The organism is Mycoavidus sp. HKI (assembly GCF_020023735.2).
Classification (GTDB): domain Bacteria; phylum Pseudomonadota; class Gammaproteobacteria; order Burkholderiales; family Burkholderiaceae; genus Mycoavidus.
On sequence record NZ_CP076444.2, the window covers coordinates 845,418 to 862,892 of the forward strand.

A 17,475-nucleotide genomic window follows, 5' to 3' on the forward strand; every position below is an offset into this window, starting at 1 on the left:
ATTTGAGCTTATTGAACAGTGTCATAAGCCGTTGCTGCTTGTCGGATTTTGGAAAATAGCAAGCGGGTTTGATAGCGCTTGCCGGCGACTCCGAGGATTTCTCGAATCTCCCAAGGACCTCGTAGAGAACCGATACGCTGTGCCTGCACCACATAGCGGAAAGTGGCGGCGATCTGCTGACGCAGATCGGCCAAAGGCCAGTTTTGGGCTTCAGGCGCCATACAGATTAAGGATTCAAGGCGCGTGAGGGCTAATTCGGCAGAATTAGCATGAAATGAAACGACCGAGCCAGGGTGGCCCGTATTGAGTGCATCCATCAGGTCAAAGGCCTCTGCGCCGCGGATTTCACCTACGATGATGCGTGTCGGCCGGCAACGTAGGGACAGTCGGACCAGCTCGCGCAGATTGACGCCTCGGGCGGGGTGGGCTTCAAACGATACGTAATTAGGGGCGCGTACTTGGAGTTCGCTAGTGTCCTCGATGGTGATCAGTCGGTCATCGTTAGGGATCACTTCAATTAATGCATTCAGCAGCGTTGTTTTACCTGATGAAGTCGAACCGCAGACAATCAGATTTTGGCGGGAATGAATGGCCCATTCAAAAAACTGTTGCAAGGCTTGGCCGCCGGTTTGCATTGCCTGGCGTAAAGACGCACTGAGGGAGGTCGCCAGGGGGGCATCTTGAGGCGAGTTCTGGGGTGGGTGCGGCAAGGTATTAAACGCGCCACTCGCCACATAATTTGGCAAGCTAAGGTGGTGTGCCATATGCTTTCGGATACAGAGCATTGGACCGTGGATGGCCACTGGCCGGCGTGCGCTGGCGATGCGCAAATCAGGTAACTGGCAATCCATAATCAATGTATCGGGCTTGCCATTTAAATTGGCGAGTAAGGTAATCGATGCTTCAAGACTCGCTTTAGCCAGTTGTATGTCGGCCAAATAAATCATCTTGCCGTTGCGTTCAAACCAAATATTGTCATGGCGATTGATCATGACTTCTTGCACGTCGAGATCATCTAGCAACGGGCGAATGGGCCGTAAATGCTCATCTAGAACTTGCTTGGCCATGGTGGCGGCGGACTTATCCATGTCTTGCATTTTTTTGAGATTGAAAAAAACCCCGCCAGGCGGGGATCACACCCGGCGGGAAAGACCTGTCGGCGCAAGAGGAAGCGACCGACAAAACGTACTTTAGAAAATGTATTGGTGGCTGTCTGTAATTTGCTTGCACTGTGTGTGGGTACACTGCGCAGTCATTTTATGAGGTTTATTTTTATTTTAATAATTAAAAGTAATAAATTGAACAAGAAAATATAATTTTTATTTTTTTAAAAAGTAATGTAAAACAATAAGTTAGATAATTTTTTGAATTCGGTTAAATAAGAATAAAGATTTTTAGAACAAAGCAAAAATGATTAAGAGAAAGCAAGAAAACTTTATAGTTTAATAGCGTAAAGTAGCTTTGTCATGTAGTTGGGTGCACGACGTGATGGCGTTGCGTGCACTCAAATTTTCGGCCGAGCCGGCTTTTTGCTTAAAGTGATATTTTTCACTGTGTTGCAATCGATGCGGACTGTCTATGTTGCTCGCTTGGTTTGAACGTGATTGGCTATATGGGTTAGCCGTGGTGTGCGGGCTGGCTGTTTGTGGGTTGCGTTATGGCCAATCTTTAAGGCGTCGCTTGCCTGTGATGGCTACCGCAACGACCCAAGCGCCAAGCACACGTCATTTGGCGATACTGCCATATGAAGAATTGATCGAGCATACAGGAGCACGCCGTGTACTGGATAGGCTTCGCCAGCAACTGGCTTTTACGCCAGAAAATTTCAGCCGCGATGTTGAGCCGTTGTTACAGCGGTGCGGTGAATTTGTGCAATTATTGCCCGCTACGCAAACCGCCCAGCCGAGCCAAGACCGCAGTTTGTTTATGCATATCATGTCGCTTGCTCGAGATGCGCTGCATTATCGAAATGCCTATGCCCTGCCAGTCGGGAGGGGCGCTGAAGAGCAAGCGCGGTTAGCTGCCCGTTACAGCTATGCGGTGCTGGCGATGGCTGTGCTGAAGGGTGTGGCGCAAGGCTTGGCGGCTTTTGGGGTTGAGATCTGCGATGCCCAAGGGGGCCAACGCCGGCCCTGGATCGTGCTCGGTGGCACGATGTGCGAGCAAGGCGGTGCATGGCACACCTTCGAGCCGGTTCAGCCTCATCCGTCATCGCAGCGCTTGGATCATCGTCAAGCGGGCCAGTTAGCCTTGATTTTGCTGCAACGGTTCATTCCGCGGCCAGTGTTAGCTTGGTTAGGCGAACATCCGCCTGTGCTGAATGAGTTGCTCGACGCGTTGAGTCGTGAATCTCAAGGTAACCCTATGGCCTGCATCGTGGCGCGTGCTCGCCAACCAGTTAGGGCCAAGACTGGATTAGTGATGCCTGCGTCTGAGGGCGTATCCAATTCATCTGCAACCGTAACCGAAGTCTCAACCGAAACTCAGCTTGCTTTTCCTGCATACCTTGAGGCGCAGGATAGCGCGCTGAGCTTGTGGACGAGCCGCCCGCAGGCGGACTAGTCTTAACGTAACGTGCGAACGAAGCCCTGTATGAACAATCTGTTCCGTAAACCGGTTGAATTGGTTTCATCTATCTCTGCACTGATCGCTTGCGGCATCGTGTGGTTTTGGCATAAAACATTTCTAGTGACGCCGACATTAGGTTTAATTTTTACGCTGGGTATGCTGTTGTTAGCATTCATTCGAGCGTATCAGGCAAGCTGTATTATTCGCTTTCAGCGTAACCTAAGACGGTTGCCAAGCTATGAAATAAAGGCGCGAGATATTCCAGTTTCCACTCAAGAACAATTTCTTGGGCGAGGTTTTCGTTGGACAGCAGAGCATACACAGCGGCTATATTGGGCTAGATTGCCCCAAAACCGGCATTTATGTGCGGGTGATGAGCGTCAGTATTTTAGTGCTTGGTTGAGCAAATTCATGCGCATAGGGGGCCTGCGGCCTGCCATTGCGCGTTTGCCGCCAGCCGGTGGTGAACCGGCGCTACATGGTGTCGAAGTGCATGAGCGCGACATTTATACGGATCTGCGTGAGCGGGTCGGCCATACCTTAGTGCTTGGTACCACCAGGGTGGGTAAAACCCGCTATGTGGAGATTCAGGTCAGCCAGGATATTCGACGTGGCGATGTGGTGATTGTCTTCGACCCCAAAGGTGACGTGGATTTACTGTTGCGTATGTACACCGAAGCTAAGCGAGCACAGCGCGAAGATCTATTTTATGTGTTTCATTTGGGTTATCCAGAGGCTTCTGCACGCTATAGCCCGATCAGCACTTTTTCAAGGATTACCGAGGTTGCCACGCGAGTTAGCAACCAACTGCCAAGCGCAGGCCAAAGTGCGGTGTTCAAGGAATTTGTCTGGCGTTTTGTGAATGTCATGGCGCGTGCGCTGTCCGCACTGGGCATGAAACCGACCTATGAGTTAGTGTATCAGCACGCGGTTAATATCGACGATTTGTGTATTCAGTATTTTGAATTTTGGCTGAATCAGGCGCACCCGGTCTGGCGAGAAAAAATCAAAGAGCCGGGTAAATCGCTACAAGAACAGGCTCGTAAAACGGGTCGCGCATTATCTGCATTGCAAATGCTTGCGCTGATGAAAGAGCAGGGCTGGCATGATCCAATTGCCGATGCGCTTTCATCCATATTAGCCAATGATCGCAGTTACTTTGAAAAATTGGTTTCGTCGTTATATCCGCTACTAGAAAAACTCACTACAGGTAAAATTTCTGAGCTTCTTTCCCCCCAATACGATAACCCGCATGATCCACGCGCCATTTTTGATTGGGCGCAGGTGATTGATCAAGGCGGGATTGTGTATATTGGTTTAGATGCGCTGTCTGACTTTGAAGTCGCAGCAGCAGTGGGCAATGCAATGTTTGCGGATCTTACGTCCACCGCCGGGCGTATGTATAAATACGGCACGGGCTTTGGCCAAAGCCGCTCTGGTATGCGTCGTGATGTGAGTCTATATGCCGATGAATTTAATGAACTGTGCGGCGATGAATTTATTCCGCTGCTTAACAAGGCTGGAGGGGCTGGCCTACGTGTCACCGCATTGACTCAAACGGATGCAGATATTGAAGCAAAAATCGGTTCTAGAGCAAAAGCCCAACAGATGTTTGGCAACTTCAACACGTTAATCATGCTGCGGGTAAAAAATCCTAGCACAGCAGCTATTTTGATTGACCAGTTGCCTACCGTTGAAATCTGGTCGCGCAGTACCGACTCGAGTACGCGCGACATTGATGAGCCGGGAGAGTTTGCAGATTTCTCTGCCGCTACACAAGACACATGGACTGCCCGCGAGATCCCTATGCTGCAGCCGGCAGATTTAACGCAATTGCCCAAAGGTCAGGCATTTGCTTTAATCGATGGCGGGCAATTGGTTAAATTGCGTTTACCTTTGGTGACGGAAGAACATGACCAGGCGAGCCAGCAGCGGGTTTTAGAAGCGGTGTTTGAGGCGCTGCGTGAGCGCATCTCAGGACCACGTGATGCGCTCTAAATCTCAAGCGGATGACGAGAGCATACGAGAGTTTTTTTGGGTGCTGCGAGCAACCCTGAATCTAGTGCTGTGGATCGTCGTTATTTCAGTGCTCGCGGTGTTTGCTTGCTGGTTTGCAGGGTATTACAGTTGGCGCGCGGACTCGATTGCGGCAATGCAGGCTTTGCTGCACTATTATTTAGTGCAGTGTACAAATTTAGAGTTAGCTCAACACGCTGCCGGCTGGGCTTATTGGAGTTGGTTTGGTTGGAATAGGATTGAACTTGCGATACAGTCGCCTGTGGCAGATTATCGAAATTTACCCTTGAGCAATTTGCGCGAGCCTATTTTGATTGCCATGTATGCTCTGAAGTTATTCGGTGTACGGCTTGCGATGCTCATCCTGGTGGCGCCTAAGTTTGGCCTGATTATCGGCTTGGCTCTGATCGATGGCTTGGTCGCGCGAGTGATTCGCCGAGAAAACGGGGGCCATGAATCAGCCACTCGTTACCATCGGGCGAAGCGTTTGCTAAAATTTGGCTTGTTGCCACTGGCGGCAACTGGGTGGCTGGTGGCGCCCGTCAAACTCCCGTTTGAGATTTTGTGTTTACCTGTCGTGAGCTTTTGCGCGTTGCTGGTATGGACCATGGCTAAGTATTATAAGAAATATTGTTAAGCAAGTTGCAATCAAGCGATATCGTTTTGATTACCCGAGGTGGCGTAAAAGTCGCATATCGAGTGTAAATGGGGTCGCTCGACCAAACTCGATCTTAACAAAATCAGGATGGTGTGGGTTGAGTAAGTAATTCAATTCGGTTGGGATAATTACACTGGGAACGGCAAGTACTGCACTGCATCCTGTTTTAACCCAGGTGGCGCCAATCATTTGTAGCGTACTACGCACAGCGGGGTCTCGCCAGTTAGGGGGGAGCTGTTGTAAATTGTAGTATTCAATTAGCTGTTTGGGGACTTTGGCTGGCATGATCACATAGCGAGCGCGTAGCGGTATATCTTGAGCCAGCATTTCTAGCGCCGCGAGTGACTGACTCTGCGCGGTGTAAATCAGGGCAATGCCTTTGGGATTCCAGCGTCCGCCATATAAACGCGCGCCTTCACCGGAAAAAGCCGTAGCGGCGTGTTGCTCAGTCACAATCCGCCAAACCGTGAGCATCAATTAAGCCCTCCATGCCCCGGGTGATGTGCAGACTGACTCAAGGTGCGTCAATGGCATACCCCTCATGCAGCGTTTGCTCAATTTCTTTGCGGTTCAAACTAGGGGACAGCAGCTCAATCAAAGCATTCATATAGCGGCGTAGATAAGTGCCTTGCTTGAGTACGATATGCGTCAGATGGTTGCCAAATACATGCTCTAAGGGGAGTGCGCGCAAGGTACCGTTCAACGGAGTGTCCAAGGTTATATTGGGCATGATGCCTACGCCTAAACCCAGTTCCACATAGGTTTTAATGGTGTCTGCATCGATGGCTCTGAGCAAAATTTCTGGCGTTAATGACTGTAAGGCAAACGTCTGCACAAGCTTAGTGTGGCCAGCGCAGGCCGTGTCGTAGATGATTAACGGATAGTTGGCCAGTTCTGCGAGCGTTAAGCGCTCATTCGCCGTCAGCGGATGATGGCTAGGCAGGAGCGCGACATAATGCCATGGCAAAGAGGGCAATAAATTGAGTTCTTGGTGGCCGGTCACGGCTTCAGCGATTAGTCCAAGATCGGCTTGTTCACTCTCTACCATCTCGGCCACTTGACTGGGAGTGCCTGGCAAAATGGACAAGAGAACTCTTGGAAATTTTTTCTTGAATTCCGTAACAATCGGGGGCAGCGTGTAGCGGATGTGTGCTTGCACCGCTGCAATCACGAGCTTGCCTTGGTCTTGCTCAGTATATTCTTTGCCGACACGTTTAATATTATCGATTTCTTGCAGGATTTTTTCGACCGAGATTAAAATGGCGCGCCCAGGCTCGGTGAGTGAGCGTACTCGCTTGCCGTGCCGCCTGAAGATATCGACCCCCAACTCATCCTCAAGTTCGATGATCGCTTTTGACACGCCGGGTTGCGATGTCGCCAGCGCCTTAGCCGCTTCGGTTAAATTGTAATTCTGCCGAACTGCTTCGCGCACAAAGCGAAACTGATGGAGGTTCATATCTAGATAATGGCCACAGGCGGTTAGAAAAATACCCCTTGCTCGATCCGGCCTAAGGTGTCTAATACACTGTCAGCACCGATATCGGTGTCGACCAGACTCAGCGGAGTCATACCGCCAAAAGCGGGGGCCGGAGATTTAAGCCAATTGGTAGCAATCGTTAGGTCTTCAAAAACCTGCGTGGCGCGCACGACGATGCGGGCGAGTCTCAGGAGTTTGGCTGACTCTTCGCTGCTCAGGATGCCTTCTCGTTTACGTCGAGCAAGCGTACGCTCTGGAATAGCCAGGGCGGAGGCAAGTTCTGCTTGTGACAGACCGATGGATTTCAGCATTGAGTCGACCGCACCGGATGAAATCCCCCGCCGAATCATGTTCACCCATTCTAGCGCTGAACCAGGCAATTGGCTCAGCACCGCGACGCCGCCTAGTAAAGTCCCAGTCGAAATATTCGCTGCCACAGGTTTCATGATGCACTCCTTCTATGCCACTATGGATATAGTGTACGCAATTTTGGCATAAATAGCGAGTGCTCTGAGGCGCGCTTCAAAGTTGAGCTTTTTCAAGTATGGGGGGCGTTTAGTGCCGGTCAACCCGACGCAATGCGATTAAGCCAAACGCAATATAAATCAGGCTAGGCGTGGCCGCGGTCAGCGCAGCTGGCCATGTATTTAGGATGCCAATATGCGAGAACAGTGTATTGATGAGCTGAAAACTCATGCCTAGCATGATGCCGCCAAATACTTTAATGCCGACCACACCAGCACGGGTATGCAAATAGGCAAAAGGTAAGGAGAGCGCAAGCATGACCCAGACGGTGAATGGATAGAAAAATTTGCGCCATAAGGCAATTTCATAACGCTGCGTATCTTGGTGATTTTCTTGTAGGTGGCGAATATATGAAAATAAATCCAGCATTGACATCCGGTCGGGGGACACCAGCAGCACCGACAGAATCTGTGGGGTCAGCTGCGAGCGCATTAAGTATTCCGGCAGAGCCGCTTGCTCAGCGTGGTACAGCGGTTGTAGCAGGTCTACTTGTTGATTGGGAGCATTGCTTGGCGGCGGCAACGTCGCAGCTTTAAATAAGTGAGTTGCCGTTACCTCAGTGAGCTGCCAATGATCTGGCGCTATAAACTGCCCACGCTCGGCAACGCGCACATCGGTTAACTGGAATTGATGGTCGAATTCATAAATCCGTACATCGCGAATCGTGGTATCTGGCATGAGCTTGCCAACATTCACAAAGCGCATCACTGGACGACCTTCACCGTCATTGTTGAGCGTATCTTTGACCCAGACCCCAGACTGAAAATTCGATGAGACAGAGGCGCCCAATGCCTCGAGCCGTACACGCTCGGATAATTGGTCTGCATAAGGGCTGATCACTTCACCAAATAAAAATGTGGCGGTGACAAGTGGCACGCCGATTTTCATGAGGGAGCCGAGCGCGCGCCGGGTTGAGAGGCCGCAAATGCGAAAGATAGTGAATTCCGAATTGGCGGCCATGGTGGCAAAGACATAAATCGCGCTAATCAGTGCCGCCACGGGAATAATCTCGTACAAGCGAGATGGGGCGAGTAAGGCTACGCGTATAACGGCATAACCAAATTTATAATTGTGCTGCCCAATCGAGTTTAATTCGCTAATCAGATCAAAAAAGAAGAAGAGCCCAGAAAATGCAAATAGCACAAAGCCGAACGCCAAATATATCTGGCGCGCGAAATAACTTTCATACACCAACAGAGCAGTTGGCATTGACGGAGCAGACATGATTTATTTCTCTTTAGATCTAGCCAGGGACAGATAGCTCAGCAATGGCCGGTGGCGTGTGCGTAACCAAAAAAGCAGCACGACTACGGCGGCGGCGATGAGGTGCAAAATGCATAGACCCACACTGAATGAGATCTTTCCTTGTTCAATCCATGATTGCATTAAATTCAGAAAATTAGAATAGGTCAGGTAAATTAACACCGCCATCACGAGATTAATGGTGCGGCTGCGGCGGGGATTTTGATACGCCAACGGAATGGCGAGTAGCATCAGATTGATGGCAATCAAAGGCAACCCCGCGCGCCATGCGAGTTCTGCTAGATTCACTAAACTGGGTTGGCGGATGAGCTGCGGGGTTGAAGTACTGGTCGAGGTTGGCGTGTTGACAAAGCGCTGTTCGCCAATGCGTACGCCATAGCGTTCAAACGACATAATGCGGTAATCAGGCTGGCCAGGTTGACCATCGTAGCGCCGGCCGTTTTCAAGGACGACAAAGCGCTCGCCGTCGGGTTGGGTCAGAATATGTCCCTGGCTTGAAACGACAATACTGACTTTGCCATTTTCGGTACTGCTGACAAAAACATTGCGTACCTGGGTGGCATCAGGCGAGATGCTTTCAATAAAAAAAACCCGTTGGTTGGACGGAGATTCCCGAAACTGGCCTGGGGCGAGTAATGATACCTCGTCGCGCTGCGCGAAATGCTCGCGCAAGAGCTTGCTTTGTTCGTTTGACCAGGGCCAGCCGACAAAAGCGAAAAACGCAATGGCGGCAATCAGCGGCGCAGAAAAAACCGCAATCGGCTTGACCAAATGCGTCAGGCTAACCCCCGATGACATCCAGACAACCATTTCCGAATCTCGGTACCAACGGGTGAGTACAAACAAGATTGAGACAAACAGCGTCACAATCAGCATGACCGCTAGGTAGCCAATCACGGTAAGACCAATCAGCGACAGTACGTCGCGCGGATCGACTTGGCCTGAAGCGGCAAAGCCGACAATGCGAATCATCATGGTGGCTAACATAATCGTTAGTAGCACCATAAATACCGCAAGAGCCGTATATGCAAGCTCGCGTTGCAGGGAACGTTCGAAAATCATGTCTATTGCAGCTGCTCTGCAGGCAGCGACGAAGGAAAATAGCGGATAATTACGGTTTAATTCAAATCAAACTGAAATTTATCCAAGGGGAGCGCGATGGACTTTAGCATAAAAGCCTGCAACTGGAATAGTGTTGCTCAAACTGAAATGCTGCGCGCGCAGTCTAGCTGTATTGTAATTGGAATCTTTGAGGGCAGTCCTTTGCTCGGCGTGGCGCAACAAATCGATCAAGCCATGAAGGGTTCAATTGGTCAGCTGGTGAAGGCCGGAGAGATCAACGGTAAGTGCGGCAAGGCGTGGATGTTGCACGAGACAGTCGGTGTCAGCGCGGCCCGCGTATTAGTCGTAGGCCTTGGTCAACGTGAGAACTTTAACGCCAAAATTTTTGCGCAAGCAGTGCGGGCAGCTGCGCGCGTACTTTTGGCTAGCCCCCTGTTTGTGCCACAAGTAAAAACCCTACTTTGGACGCTCGTCCAAGAATGTAGCAGCGAAGTTGATGTGGCTAGGGGGGTACGTTTGTCTATTTGCTTAACGCGTGAAATAGTCTACCAATTTACTCAGCTAAAAAGCCAAGCTGAAGCAAGTCAGCCTAGGCCCCAGAAAATCATCATCACGGTGAACGCGGCCGACGAAAAAAGCGCAAAGGCTTCGGCTAAACAAGGTGTTGCGCTTGCCAGTGGCATGGATTTTGCGCGTGATTTAGCCAACTTGCCGGGTAATATCTGCACCCCCACTTACTTGGCGCAGACGGCCAAAGAGCTCGCCCACGAGTTTGCATTAAAAGCCGAGGTACTGGGGCAAAAACAGTTGGAAACCCTGAAAATGGGCGCTTTCTTATCGGTTGCCAAAGGTTCAACTGAACCACCGAAATTGATCGTGCTGCATTATCAAGGCGCTGCCGCAAAAACCAAGCCGATCGTGCTGGTGGGCAAAGGTATTACTTTCGATGCGGGTGGGATTTCGCTGAAACCAGGCGAAGGCATGGATGAAATGAAGTACGATATGTGTGGTGCTGCCGCCGCCCTGGGCACGTTGCGTGCCGTTGCCGAAATGGGGTTGAAGTTAAATCTGATCGTGGTGATTCCGAGTTGCGAAAACATGCCGGCAGGCAATGCCTATAAACCCGGCGATATTGTGACCAGCATGTCAGGACAGACCATTGAAGTCTTGAATACGGATGCTGAAGGGCGCCTGATTTTGTGTGACGCGCTGACTTATGTTGAACGCTTTAAACCGGCGCTGGTGATCGACATTGCGACGTTAACCGGTGCTTGCGTGATTGCGCTGGGCCATCATCATAGTGGCTTATATGCAAAAGAAGATGCGCTCGCCAATGAATTGTTGGCGGCCGCTGCCACCTCGGTTGACCCGATCTGGCGTATGCCGCTTGATGACGAATATCAAGAACAGCTGAAATCAAATTTCGCCGATATGGCAAACATTGGTGGGCGTCCTGCCGGTAGTGTGACGGCTGCCTGCTTTTTAGCTCGCTTCACGCAAGCGTACTCTTGGGCGCACTTGGATATTGCTGGCACGGCATGGAAAAGTGGCGCAGCTAAGGGCGCCACTGGGCGGCCCGTGCCGCTCTTGACGCAATTTTTGATTGAGCGCGCAACCCGCTAATTGTTTAGCCACTATGATACAAATTGATTTTCATACGCATGTGGGCGACCAGCTTGACTATGCGTGTCGGCTGGCGCGCAAAGTCTATGCAGCAGGACAGCAATTATTGGTGATTGCTGAGCCGGCGCTTTTGCGTACTTTTGACACTCGCTTGTGGACGTTCGCCGCGCTTGAGTTCATCCCGCATTGTATGGATGATGATGCCCGCTGTCTAGCCACCCCGATTGTGTTGGCAAGCGAGGTGAAGCCGGCATTATATGGCCGGCTGCTGCTCAATCTTGGGACTGTTGTGCCGCCTCATTTTGCTCATTTTACGCGCGTGCTTGAAGTCGTCGGCAGCGGCGCTAACGAGCTCGCCGCTGCGCGTAAACGTTATCGCTTTTATCGTGAGCACGGCTATCAGCCTAACAATTACAAGCGAGGAGATTAAGAGGCATAAGCTGAAATTTAGCCCGTGACAGCGCCTCGATTGGCGGGTAGTGCGAGGGTCGCGTATTTTGCCAGTACGCCGCGCGTATAGCGCGGTGCGGGTTGTTGCCACGCAGCCCGTCGGCGCTTCAGTTCAGCCTCATCAAGATTGAGTTGTAGCAGTAACTGATGGGCATCGATGGTAATTGAGTCGCCTTCTTGGGCGAGGCCGATCACACCGCCAACAAATGCTTCAGGCGCCACGTGTCCAACCACCAGGCCCCAGGTCCCGCCAGAAAAGCGGCCATCGGTGATTAAGCCGACTGACTCACCTAAGCCTTTGCCGATGAGAGCAGAAGTGGGGCTGAGCATTTCCGGCATACCGGGACCCCCTTGCGGACCAAGATAGCGTAACACCAGGATATCGCCCGCTTGAATACGGTCGGCCAGGATTGCCGCCAGCGCGCTTTGTTCGTCATCAAACACACGAGCCGGGCCCGTGATCACAGGATTTTTGAGGCCGCTGATTTTCGCGACAGCGCCATCCGGCGCTAAATTGCCTTTTAAGATCGCCAGATGACCTTTCTGATACAAGGCTTTTTCAAGTGGGAAGATCACCTTTTGTTCGGCACGAGGCGTATCCGGTACAGCGGCCAATTCTTCAGCGAGTGTAGCGCCGGTAATGGTGATGCAATCGCCATGCAATAAGCCCGCGTTTAATAAAATCTTCATGACTTGCGGAATACCGCCTGCTTGATGCAAATCGGTTGCCACATACTGACCAGACGGTTTGAGGTTACAAATCACGGGAACGCGCTGACGGATACGCTCAAAATCATCTATGCTCCAGTCAATTTCGGCGGCATGGGCAATCGCCAAGTAATGCAGGACAGCGTTGCTTGAGCCACCCGTTGCCATGACCACAGAGACGGCATTTTCGATCGATTTTTTGGTGATAATGTCGCGCGGCTTTAAATCGCGTTTGACGGCTTCAACCAAGACTCGTGCCGAGGCCGCGGCGGACTCTATTTTTTCTTGATCTGGGTTAGCCATGGTTGAGGAGTACAGCAATGACATGCCTAAGGCCTCAAAGGATGAACTCATGGTATTCGCGGTATACATCCCGCCACATGAGCCAGTGCTGGGACAAGCATTACGCTCAATTCCCTCAAAATCTTCTTGGTTGATGCGGCCAGCCATAAATTCACCCACCGCTTCAAACGACGAAATGATGGTTAAATCTTGACCATGCCAATGGCCAGGCTTGATCGTGCCGCCATAGACATAAATTCCGGGAACATTGATCCGCGCCAGTGCGATCATCCCGCCTGGCATATTTTTATCACAGCCGCCAATCACCACGACGCCATCCATCCATTGGCCTTGCACCGCTGTCTCAATACAGTCGGCAATCACTTCGCGCGAGACCAACGAATATTTCATGCCTTCGGTTCCCATCGACATGCCATCGGAAATGGTCGGTGTGCCAAAAATTTGCGCATTGGCGCTGGCCGCTTGAATGGCATTAACGGCCGCATCTGCTAGAGGTTGCAAGCCGGCATTACAAGGCGTGATCGTAGAATGGCCATTGGCTACGCCAATCATCGGTTTATCGAAATCTTCTTTTTGATAGCCAAGCGCGTAATACATCGACCGGTTTGGCGCGCGCTCGATACCTTGCGTTATATGGCGTGAGCGTGGATTGTGAGGCATGGATTTTCCTTTCAGAAAAAGAATCGGCAAAAACAAGACCAACGGCGCTAAACAGTAGGCGCGCCGTGATGAACTTGCGATTACTCCGTAATAAATAGGGCCAGCATAAGAATGAAGACTCTTTTTATCGATGTCAAATACTATAATGCGCTTTTTTAATGGTTTAGAGGTCAAGTTATGCTGATCCATCCACAATTCGACCCGATTGCGCTGCAGCTGGGGCCACTTGCTATACGCTGGTATGGCTTGATGTATTTGCTGGCTTTTATGGCCGCGATTGGGCTTGGCCGCTGGCGCTTACGCTTGCCGCAGGTTGCCGCCCAAGGCTGGAGTGCGAAGGCGCTAGATGACCTGATGTTTTACGCCGTGCTAGGCACTATTGTGGGTGGTCGACTTGGCTACGTTTTGTTTTATAAGGCCAGCTTTTATCTAGCCCACCCACTGGATATTTTTAAAGTGTGGGAAGGCGGCATGTCATTTCATGGCGGTTTTATTGGCGTTAGCTTCGCCCTGTTTCTTTTTGCGCGCCAATCTCAGCGCCGCTGGTTGGAGGTGACTGATTTTATGGCGCCGCTGGTACCCGCTGGGCTGGCGGCTGGTCGTTTCGGTAATTTTATTAATGGTGAATTGTGGGGCCGGGTCAGCGCACCTGATGCGCCTTGGGCCATGCTATTCCCACAGGCAGCGCACGCAGATCGTAGTTGGTTGTTGAGTCATCCGCAACAAGCCGTGGCCGGCGGGTTACAGGTCATCTTTGACCACTACCAGGCATTACCGCGTCATCCATCCCAGTTGTATGAGGTGGCGCTTGAAGGGCTCGCACTGTTTGTGATGGTTTGGCTGTTTGCACGCAAAACCAGGCCGGTTGGGGCGATCTCGGCGGTATTCTTGATTGGCTATGGCTGCGCGCGTTTTCTGGTTGAGTTTATGCGTGAGCCAGATGACTTTCTAGGTTTATTAACGCTTGGTTGGTCATTGGGGCAGTGGCTATCCGTACCGATGATCGTCGTTGGCATTGGTGTCTTGGCTTACGTGTATCGGGGTGGGCAACGCACGCCCCCAGTTGCCAGGCAGTGAAATTGAGAGGATAAAAAAAACGGCACCGAGGATTCGGTGCCGTGCTATAAAATCCCCGCCTTAGCCGCTAGACCGGCATCCTGAACCTGGGTTCAAGATGGTCGCAGTTAGTGACACTTTGAGCGCATCAAACGAGTGATGCGCACGCCCATGTCACAAATTTCCGCAACCGTTGCGTATCGCATTGGTTCAAAGAGTATAGGGTCTTCGCAAACCAGGCAGGGAAAAACTTTAAATTATGTCATTTAACCTTTAAGCACATTAAAAAGCGGCTCTCTCGTATATGATGCCTACCTCTACTGCGGGGTTCAGATCACGTTGGGTCAGTGTTGAGCAGTGGCGTGCTTAGCTCATGCTGCTCAATCGTGGCCGTAATCCGTTGATTCATACGTTGCATTGTACGTCGAATTTCCTCTGTAGGGAATGCCTCACTTTGGCGTACGCTACGTTGCAGTAATAAAAGCTCGGAGGCGAGCGAGATCGCTGCCATGACGGCAATTCGGTCAGTGCCGCGCGCAGCACTATGAGTGCGCACCTTTGTCATTTCTGCATCAACCCGTGTAGCGGCCTCCAATAAGGCCGCTTCGTTCTCTGCTGAACAGGCGAGTCGGTATGGCTGACCTAATATTTGGACTTCGATTTGCTTGTTTGTCATGAGCACTTACTGGTGTTTATCTAGAAAGATGAGATTAAATCTCAGAGGTTAGGGCAGGCGGTAACTTTGTAAGGATAGCATTGAGTTGAAGCTGAGCCTCTTCGATTTTGCTGGTGAGCGCATCGCGTTCACTGCAGGTTTGTTCAAGTGTTAAGCGCGTGGCGGCGAGTGCCGCTTGGGTTTGTTCCAATTGTTGTGTTAAATCTTGCCATTGTTGGCGGTAGCGGTCGATCAACATGATCAGCCGACCAATATTTTGTCGTAAAGAGTCTATTTCGTTAAGCATGAGCTGCATCCTTGGAAGTCGGAATATTTTAACCGCATCAAATCGTATTGAGGCAATTTGCACGAAGAGAAACAGCGTTAGCTATAAAATAGCGTATGCTCATTCTATGCTAGCAGCGATAGCAGTATCGCTGATTTGTGTCATCTTAATGGCGTGGCCACAGTTGGTGTGCGCCAATACAACTCAATTGAATGTCGAGAAAATGGGCACCGTTACCGTGGCTGCCGGCCAACCACAGCCGGTCAAGCGCCCTTGGTTGGCCCAAGTGGTGGTGACGGCCGCGCGTATTGCGCCACCGTTGACTCATACGCTGGCGTCGACGACATCATTCAGTCAGCAGGATCTAGTCGATAGTGGCGCGCTTGATTTGCCCGCATTATTGCCTGCTGTCGCGGGGGCCCAGGTGGTGAGAAATGGTGGGCCTGGTGCGACCAGTAGCCTTTTTTTGCGTGGTGCCGCTGCAACGCAAACTCTGGTCCTGATCGATGGGGTGCGGGTTGATTCAGCTAGCCTGGGTAGCACGCAGCTAGCGCAGTTGATGTTGGCTCAGTTTGAGCGGGTCGAAGTGGTGAGTGGCAATGTCTCAGCGCTTTATGGCTCCAATGCAATTGGCGGCGTGGTACACATTTTCACCAAAGCAGGCGGTCAGCAGCCACCCAAATTAAATTTTTTGGCGGAAATGGGGAGTCATCATACCCAGCATCAGCAAGCAGGCATCAGTGGCGTACTGGATACGGCCGGTGCTACCACCTTTAGTCTTCATGGCTCGCGCTTGAAAACAGAAGGCTTGGCATCGCCTAACACAAAACGACTGCAGCCGGCTCATCCGAATGCCTATGATTTTTTTGATGAAAGTATAACGGCGGCGCTTAAGCATCGCTTTAACCCAGCTTGGCTAGCCGGGATACGATTTTATCAATCACACGGGACGGTGGGTTCTGACCAGGCCTATGGCTACCCCACGGACTTCAATTTAGCCAATAACCGGGTGCGGGCTTTATCGGTCTTTGTTGCCGGCCAGTTGAGCGAATCTTGGCGCACTTCGCTGATGATGGCCAACGGTCACGAGCAAAACCTGAATTGGCTAAATGGCATATTCGATAACCGCTTTAGCACAACCAATCGCCAGCTTACCTGGCAAAATGAACTGACTCTGCGGCCAAGGCAGCGGCTACAGTTTGGCTATGAATACCTGCAGCAAAACCTGGATGCAAGTCTTTATGCAGCTGCTAGCCGGCATGTGCACGCCACTTTTGCGGGTTATCAGGCTGGCTTTGGCGCGCATCAACTCCAATTGAATGTGCGGCGTGATCACTATACAAATTTTGGGGGCGCAGATAGTTATTATGCCGGTTACGGCTATTACTTTAATCCCCATTGGAAATTCACAACCAGTTATTCCAGTGCTTTTCGCGTCCCCTCTTTTAATGATTTATATTACCCGCACTATGGCAATCTCAAACTTCAGCCTGAATCTAGTCATTCGGTGGAGGCGGGCATCGAACATAGTTCAGATCAATGGGGCATGGCACGCGTGAACGTATTTCAGACACGCTATGATGACTTGATTGAAGCGGCGCCAATCAAACCCGCTACGATACAGTTGCCTAAGCTGGCCAACCTGTACCAAGCTCAAAATATTGGCCGCGCGCGGGTGCAAGGACTTGAAGCATCGTGGTCCGGACGTGTGCGAGGCACGCGCATACGCGCCTCGCTGACCACGCAACGCGCCATTGATGAAGTGCATAAACGGGATCTGCCACGCCGGGCGCGGCATTTTGCGAGCCTTCTCGCGACTCGTCAACTGGGTGATTGGCGAGTGGGCGGCATGTGGTTGACCAGCAGCCGGCGTTATGACAACGGCGCTGTGCTGGGCGGCTATGGGGTAGTGAACTTAAACGCGCGTTATGATTTGTCTCGCTCATGGTACGCGGCAACTCGGATTGAGAATGTATTAAATAAAGACCATGAACTGGCTTACGCGTATCGAGCAGTACCCCGTGGGATATATTTTACGTTGGGTTGGCAGCAACGTTAAGCGCGCTATACGTTTAAGCAAGCTCCGATTGTTGCCGCTGAGGCTAGGCTTGACAAGGATTTGGGGGCATGACCTTGACGCAGACTGTGCACCCACTTTGTTGCAT

At 51.2% G+C, this 17,475-nt stretch carries 16 protein-coding genes and 1 other RNA gene; 7 read left to right on the forward strand and 10 right to left on the reverse strand.

Features of this window, described 5'->3' with window-relative positions; all coding sequences use genetic code 11:
• Positions 1 to 8 precede the first annotated feature (8 nt).
• Positions 9 to 1,088, reverse strand: a complete 1,080-nt coding sequence (locus tag KMZ15_RS03555) for a CpaF family protein (RefSeq protein WP_223694266.1) — start codon at positions 1,086 to 1,088, stop codon at positions 9 to 11.
• 490 nt (positions 1,089 to 1,578) lie between these two features.
• On the opposite strand from KMZ15_RS03555, the gene KMZ15_RS03560 reads away from it, so the two are divergent.
• Genes KMZ15_RS03560 through KMZ15_RS03570 form a run of 3 tightly spaced genes read left to right on the forward strand, consistent with a single transcriptional unit; the run spans position 1,579 to position 5,221 of the window.
• On the forward strand, positions 1,579 to 2,562 hold the full coding sequence (locus tag KMZ15_RS03560; protein WP_223694268.1) for a TraI domain-containing protein: 984 nt from the start codon (positions 1,579 to 1,581) through the stop codon (positions 2,560 to 2,562).
• Between the two features lie 30 nt (positions 2,563 to 2,592).
• Complete coding sequence (gene traD / locus KMZ15_RS03565; protein WP_223694270.1) at positions 2,593 to 4,566, forward strand: type IV conjugative transfer system coupling protein TraD; 1,974 nt, start codon at positions 2,593 to 2,595, stop codon at positions 4,564 to 4,566.
• Positions 4,556 to 5,221, forward strand: coding sequence for a DUF4400 domain-containing protein (locus KMZ15_RS03570; RefSeq protein WP_223694272.1), 666 nt, complete (start codon positions 4,556 to 4,558; stop codon positions 5,219 to 5,221). The genes traD and KMZ15_RS03570 overlap by 11 nt, the downstream gene beginning before the upstream one ends.
• Before the next feature lie 30 nt (positions 5,222 to 5,251).
• On the opposite strand, the gene KMZ15_RS03575 is transcribed toward KMZ15_RS03570, so the two are convergent.
• The 5 genes from KMZ15_RS03575 to lptF all read right to left on the reverse strand — a co-directional run bounded on the left by KMZ15_RS03575 (position 5,252) and on the right by lptF (position 9,569).
• The gene (locus tag KMZ15_RS03575) at positions 5,252 to 5,716 is read right to left on the reverse strand and encodes an RES family NAD+ phosphorylase (protein WP_223694274.1); all 465 of its coding nucleotides are present in this window, start codon (positions 5,714 to 5,716) and stop codon (positions 5,252 to 5,254) included.
• 40 nt (positions 5,717 to 5,756) lie between these two features.
• The gene (locus KMZ15_RS03580) at positions 5,757 to 6,698 is read right to left on the reverse strand and encodes a CysB family HTH-type transcriptional regulator (RefSeq protein WP_223694276.1); all 942 of its coding nucleotides are present in this window, start codon (positions 6,696 to 6,698) and stop codon (positions 5,757 to 5,759) included.
• Between the two features lie 23 nt (positions 6,699 to 6,721).
• On the reverse strand, positions 6,722 to 7,165 hold the full coding sequence (locus KMZ15_RS03585) for an antitoxin Xre/MbcA/ParS toxin-binding domain-containing protein (protein ID WP_223694279.1): 444 nt from the start codon (positions 7,163 to 7,165) through the stop codon (positions 6,722 to 6,724).
• A 109-nt stretch (positions 7,166 to 7,274) separates the two neighbouring features.
• Entirely contained in the window at positions 7,275 to 8,441 is a 1,167-nt protein-coding gene (lptG, locus tag KMZ15_RS03590; RefSeq protein WP_223694672.1) for an LPS export ABC transporter permease LptG, read from the reverse strand.
• 30 nt (positions 8,442 to 8,471) lie between these two features.
• Positions 8,472 to 9,569 (reverse strand): LPS export ABC transporter permease LptF, encoded by a 1,098-nt coding sequence (gene lptF, locus KMZ15_RS03595; RefSeq protein WP_223694282.1) that lies wholly within the window; start codon positions 9,567 to 9,569, stop codon positions 8,472 to 8,474.
• A 96-nt stretch (positions 9,570 to 9,665) separates the two neighbouring features.
• On the opposite strand from lptF, the gene KMZ15_RS03600 reads away from it, so the two are divergent.
• The gene (locus KMZ15_RS03600) at positions 9,666 to 11,192 is read left to right on the forward strand and encodes a leucyl aminopeptidase (protein ID WP_223694284.1); all 1,527 of its coding nucleotides are present in this window, start codon (positions 9,666 to 9,668) and stop codon (positions 11,190 to 11,192) included.
• Positions 11,193 to 11,205: 13 nt separating this feature from the next.
• The gene (locus KMZ15_RS03605; RefSeq protein ID WP_223694286.1) at positions 11,206 to 11,622 is read left to right on the forward strand and encodes a DNA polymerase III subunit chi; all 417 of its coding nucleotides are present in this window, start codon (positions 11,206 to 11,208) and stop codon (positions 11,620 to 11,622) included.
• Positions 11,623 to 11,639: 17 nt separating this feature from the next.
• Here KMZ15_RS03605 and ilvD read toward each other — a convergent pair whose 3' ends face one another.
• On the reverse strand, positions 11,640 to 13,313 hold the full coding sequence (gene ilvD / locus KMZ15_RS03610) for a dihydroxy-acid dehydratase (protein WP_223694289.1): 1,674 nt from the start codon (positions 13,311 to 13,313) through the stop codon (positions 11,640 to 11,642).
• A gap of 177 nt (positions 13,314 to 13,490) precedes the next feature.
• Between ilvD and lgt the strand changes: the two genes are divergently transcribed.
• Positions 13,491 to 14,390, forward strand: a complete 900-nt coding sequence (gene lgt, locus KMZ15_RS03615; protein WP_223694291.1) for a prolipoprotein diacylglyceryl transferase — start codon at positions 13,491 to 13,493, stop codon at positions 14,388 to 14,390.
• Positions 14,391 to 14,438: 48 nt separating this feature from the next.
• On the opposite strand, the gene ssrS is transcribed toward lgt, so the two are convergent.
• The 3 genes from ssrS to KMZ15_RS03630 all read right to left on the reverse strand — a co-directional run bounded on the left by ssrS (position 14,439) and on the right by KMZ15_RS03630 (position 15,331).
• Positions 14,439 to 14,618, reverse strand: a non-coding RNA gene (gene ssrS, locus KMZ15_RS03620) — 6S RNA.
• An 85-nt stretch (positions 14,619 to 14,703) separates the two neighbouring features.
• Positions 14,704 to 15,045: a cell division protein ZapA gene (locus tag KMZ15_RS03625; RefSeq protein ID WP_223694294.1), complete on the reverse strand. Its 342-nt coding sequence runs from the start codon at positions 15,043 to 15,045 to the stop codon at positions 14,704 to 14,706.
• A 34-nt stretch (positions 15,046 to 15,079) separates the two neighbouring features.
• On the reverse strand, positions 15,080 to 15,331 hold the full coding sequence (locus tag KMZ15_RS03630) for an ATPase (protein WP_223694297.1): 252 nt from the start codon (positions 15,329 to 15,331) through the stop codon (positions 15,080 to 15,082).
• 106 nt (positions 15,332 to 15,437) lie between these two features.
• On the opposite strand from KMZ15_RS03630, the gene KMZ15_RS03635 reads away from it, so the two are divergent.
• On the forward strand, positions 15,438 to 17,369 hold the full coding sequence (locus KMZ15_RS03635; protein WP_223694300.1) for a TonB-dependent receptor: 1,932 nt from the start codon (positions 15,438 to 15,440) through the stop codon (positions 17,367 to 17,369).
• Positions 17,370 to 17,475: the final 106 nt, after the last annotated feature.

Excerpts from the sequence above, each read along its gene's own strand:
- ilvD (WP_223694289.1), bottom strand. The coding sequence starts at position 13,313 with ATGCCTCACAATCCACGCTCACGCCATATAACGCAAGGTATCGAGCGC.
- KMZ15_RS03560 (WP_223694268.1), top strand. The coding sequence starts at position 1,579 with ATGTTGCTCGCTTGGTTTGAACGTGATTGGCTATATGGGTTAGCCGTG.
- KMZ15_RS03555 (WP_223694266.1), bottom strand. The coding sequence starts at position 1,088 with ATGGATAAGTCCGCCGCCACCATGGCCAAGCAAGTTCTAGATGAGCAT.
- traD (WP_223694270.1), top strand. The coding sequence starts at position 2,593 with ATGAACAATCTGTTCCGTAAACCGGTTGAATTGGTTTCATCTATCTCT.
- lptF (WP_223694282.1), bottom strand. The coding sequence starts at position 9,569 with ATGATTTTCGAACGTTCCCTGCAACGCGAGCTTGCATATACGGCTCTT.
- KMZ15_RS03580 (WP_223694276.1), bottom strand. The coding sequence starts at position 6,698 with ATGAACCTCCATCAGTTTCGCTTTGTGCGCGAAGCAGTTCGGCAGAAT.
- lgt (WP_223694291.1), top strand. The coding sequence starts at position 13,491 with ATGCTGATCCATCCACAATTCGACCCGATTGCGCTGCAGCTGGGGCCA.
- KMZ15_RS03600 (WP_223694284.1), top strand. The coding sequence starts at position 9,666 with ATGGACTTTAGCATAAAAGCCTGCAACTGGAATAGTGTTGCTCAAACT.
- KMZ15_RS03635 (WP_223694300.1), top strand. The coding sequence starts at position 15,438 with ATGCTAGCAGCGATAGCAGTATCGCTGATTTGTGTCATCTTAATGGCG.
- KMZ15_RS03575 (WP_223694274.1), bottom strand. The coding sequence starts at position 5,716 with ATGCTCACGGTTTGGCGGATTGTGACTGAGCAACACGCCGCTACGGCT.
- KMZ15_RS03630 (WP_223694297.1), bottom strand. The coding sequence starts at position 15,331 with ATGCTTAACGAAATAGACTCTTTACGACAAAATATTGGTCGGCTGATC.
- KMZ15_RS03585 (WP_223694279.1), bottom strand. The coding sequence starts at position 7,165 with ATGAAACCTGTGGCAGCGAATATTTCGACTGGGACTTTACTAGGCGGC.
- KMZ15_RS03625 (WP_223694294.1), bottom strand. The coding sequence starts at position 15,045 with ATGACAAACAAGCAAATCGAAGTCCAAATATTAGGTCAGCCATACCGA.
- KMZ15_RS03570 (WP_223694272.1), top strand. The coding sequence starts at position 4,556 with ATGCGCTCTAAATCTCAAGCGGATGACGAGAGCATACGAGAGTTTTTT.
- KMZ15_RS03605 (WP_223694286.1), top strand. The coding sequence starts at position 11,206 with ATGATACAAATTGATTTTCATACGCATGTGGGCGACCAGCTTGACTAT.